This window comes from Promicromonospora kroppenstedtii DSM 19349, from assembly GCF_000515355.1.
Lineage (GTDB): Bacteria > Actinomycetota > Actinomycetes > Actinomycetales > Cellulomonadaceae > Promicromonospora > Promicromonospora kroppenstedtii.
Window position 1 is genome coordinate 13,960 of record NZ_KI911744.1, and the last position, 2,401, is coordinate 16,360.

The window sequence follows — 2,401 nt, forward strand, 5'->3', positions numbered from 1 at the left end:
GATCGCGAGGCCGATCCCCCGGCTCGCGCCCGTCACGAGCGCGACCCGGCCGTCGAACCTGCGCCCGGGGGCGACGTCGTCGTCTGCCACGCGTACCTCCACACCATCGACATACCGTCTGGTCGGTTTGCATGGGGACCGTAGCACGCCCGCACAGCTCGGCGATAGAGTGCTGAGCGGAAACAGATGTCCCGTATGCATCATTCTGCATTGTGTTGCACGGCAGCCCCGGGTAGCGGTTGGATGGCCTGATGACGACCACGACGTCGAGCATCGCGACGGTCGGGCTCGACGCGGCGCCGAGCCGCCTGTCCGCCCGGCTGGCCACGCACCCCGAGGCGCAGCACGTGCTCGACCTGGCGCGGGACACCTTCATCGAGGGCTACCGCATCGACATGGGCCCCCTGGCCACGCAGCTCGGCGTCGACCGGACGTCGGTGTTCCGCTGGGTCGGCAACCGCGACGCCCTGCTGTCCGAGGTGCTGTGGTCGCTCGCCGTGCCCACGCTGGTGCAGGCCGAGCACGCCAACGAGCACCTGACCGGCGCCGAGCGGCTCGCCGGGCTGCTGACGACGTTCGCACGCGACCTGATCGTGGCCGACTACTTCCGCGCGTTCCTGCGCCGCGAGCCGGCCCGCTCGCTGCGTCTGCTCACCACCGCGGACAGCCCCATCCAGCGCCGGTTCGTCGCCACCGTCGAGTGGCTGGTGGTCCGCGACCTGGGCACCGAGCCCTTCGGCGGCACCATCACCCCGGAGGAGCTCGCGTACCTGCTGGTGCGGGTCTCGGAGTCGCTCACCTACGCCGACCTCATCACCGGCGACGAGCCCAGCCCGGCGCGCGCCCGCACGGCGTTCCGCCACCTGCTCAGGGTGACCTGACAGAGTGAACCCCATGGATTTCACACGTCCCTACCCGCCGGACCCCTACTCGCTGCTGCCCGCGCCCGCGGTGTTCTCGGTCAAGAGCAGCGACCTGACCGACGGCGAGCGCATGCCGGACGCCCACGCAGCGCACGACCGAAACATCTCGCCCGCGCTGGAGTGGAGCGGCTTTCCCACGGAAACCCGGTCGTTCGTCGTGACCTGCTACGACCCCGACGCGCCGACGCCGATGGGCTACCACCACTGGACCGTCGCCGACCTGCCGGCCGACGTCACGTCGCTGGAGACCGGAGCGGGCGCCCCCGACGGCTCGGGCCTGCCCGCCGGGGCGTTCCAGACCCACAGCGACGGCCACACCCCGGGGTTCGAGGGCGCCGGCCCGCCGCCCGGCGACCACCCGCACCGCTACATCTTCGCCGTGCACGCGCTCGACGTGGCCCCGGGCGAGCTCGGCCTGGGTCCGGACAACACCAACGCGCAGGTGGCGTTCAACATCTACTTCCACCTGCTCGGCCGTGCCACGCTGACGGCGACGTACAGCCGATGAGCGGCAACGCCGCCCTGCCGACCCTGGGGGACCTGGCCTGGGTCCCCGCGCTGGAGCACCCGGAGCTGCTCGCCGAGCCCGTGCTCGCGGCACTGACCGCCTGGGCCGGGACGGACCCGCGGGTCGCCGGGCAGGTCGCCGTCACCGAGATCGACCCGGACCACGCCGACACCGCCACGCTCAACGAGCTGCACGGCCTGCCGCCCGAGGCCTCGGCCAACTGCGTGCTGGTGGCCGGCAAGCGGGCCGAGGAGGAGCGCATCGCGGCGTGCGTGGTGCCCGCCAGCACGTTCGCCGACGTCAACAAGCGCGTGCGCAAGCTGCTCGACGTCCGCAAGGCGTCGTTCCTGCCGACCGAGCGCGCGGTGGCCGACTCCGGCATGGAGTACGGCGGCATCACACCGGTCGGCCTGCCCGAGGACTACCGCGTGCTGGTGGACTCCCGGTTCACGCAGGACGGCACCATGGCGCTGATGGGGTCGGGCGTGCGGCGCTCCAAGCTGCTCATGCCGGGCCCGTTGCTCTGCGCCGTGCCGGGCGTCGAGGTGATCGAGGAGCTGGGCGTCAGCCGCTGAACGACGAAGCGCGTCGGCCCCGGCAGGGTCGACGCGCTTCGCGAGGCGGTGGGCGCCCAGGTCAGCTCTCCGCGCGGCCCTTGCGCCAGTAACCCATGAACGCGACGGACTTGCGGTCCACCTGGCACTCGTTCACCAGGTAGCGGCGCAGCGTCTTGATGACGCCGGCCTCGCCGGCGAGCCACGCGTACAGCACGGTGTCCTGCGCCAGGGGGCGGCCCGACTCGTCGATCGGCACCTCCCACAGGATGCCGGTGTCGATGTCGACGTCTTCCGCCTCGCCCGACAGGTCAACCCCGGCGGCGGTCAGCGCCGGCGCGGTGTCCGACGACGGGCGCACGCCCATGGCGAGCAGCCGGTCGGCGGCGGCCTGGACGGCCGGGACCAGCACGTCG

At 72.5% G+C, this 2,401-nt stretch carries 4 protein-coding genes; 3 read left to right on the forward strand and 1 reads right to left on the reverse strand.

The window, feature by feature from the left end; translation table 11 throughout:
• Positions 1-251 precede the first annotated feature (251 nt).
• From PROKR_RS24225 to PROKR_RS24235, 3 genes are read left to right on the forward strand one after another with little or no spacing between them, the layout of a single operon-like run.
• Positions 252-881, forward strand: a complete 630-nt coding sequence (locus PROKR_RS24225; RefSeq protein ID WP_036968781.1) for a QsdR family transcriptional regulator — start codon at positions 252-254, stop codon at positions 879-881.
• A gap of 13 nt (positions 882-894) precedes the next feature.
• Complete coding sequence (locus PROKR_RS24230) at positions 895-1,431, forward strand: YbhB/YbcL family Raf kinase inhibitor-like protein (protein WP_036968784.1); 537 nt, start codon at positions 895-897, stop codon at positions 1,429-1,431.
• Positions 1,428-2,006, forward strand: coding sequence for a YbaK/EbsC family protein (locus PROKR_RS24235; protein WP_036968786.1), 579 nt, complete (start codon positions 1,428-1,430; stop codon positions 2,004-2,006). The genes PROKR_RS24230 and PROKR_RS24235 overlap by 4 nt, the downstream gene beginning before the upstream one ends.
• 61 nt (positions 2,007-2,067) lie before the next feature.
• On the opposite strand, the gene PROKR_RS24240 is transcribed toward PROKR_RS24235, so the two are convergent.
• Positions 2,068-2,401: SIP domain-containing protein (locus tag PROKR_RS24240; RefSeq protein WP_169736548.1), on the reverse strand; the 334-nt coding region annotated here is incomplete at its 5' end.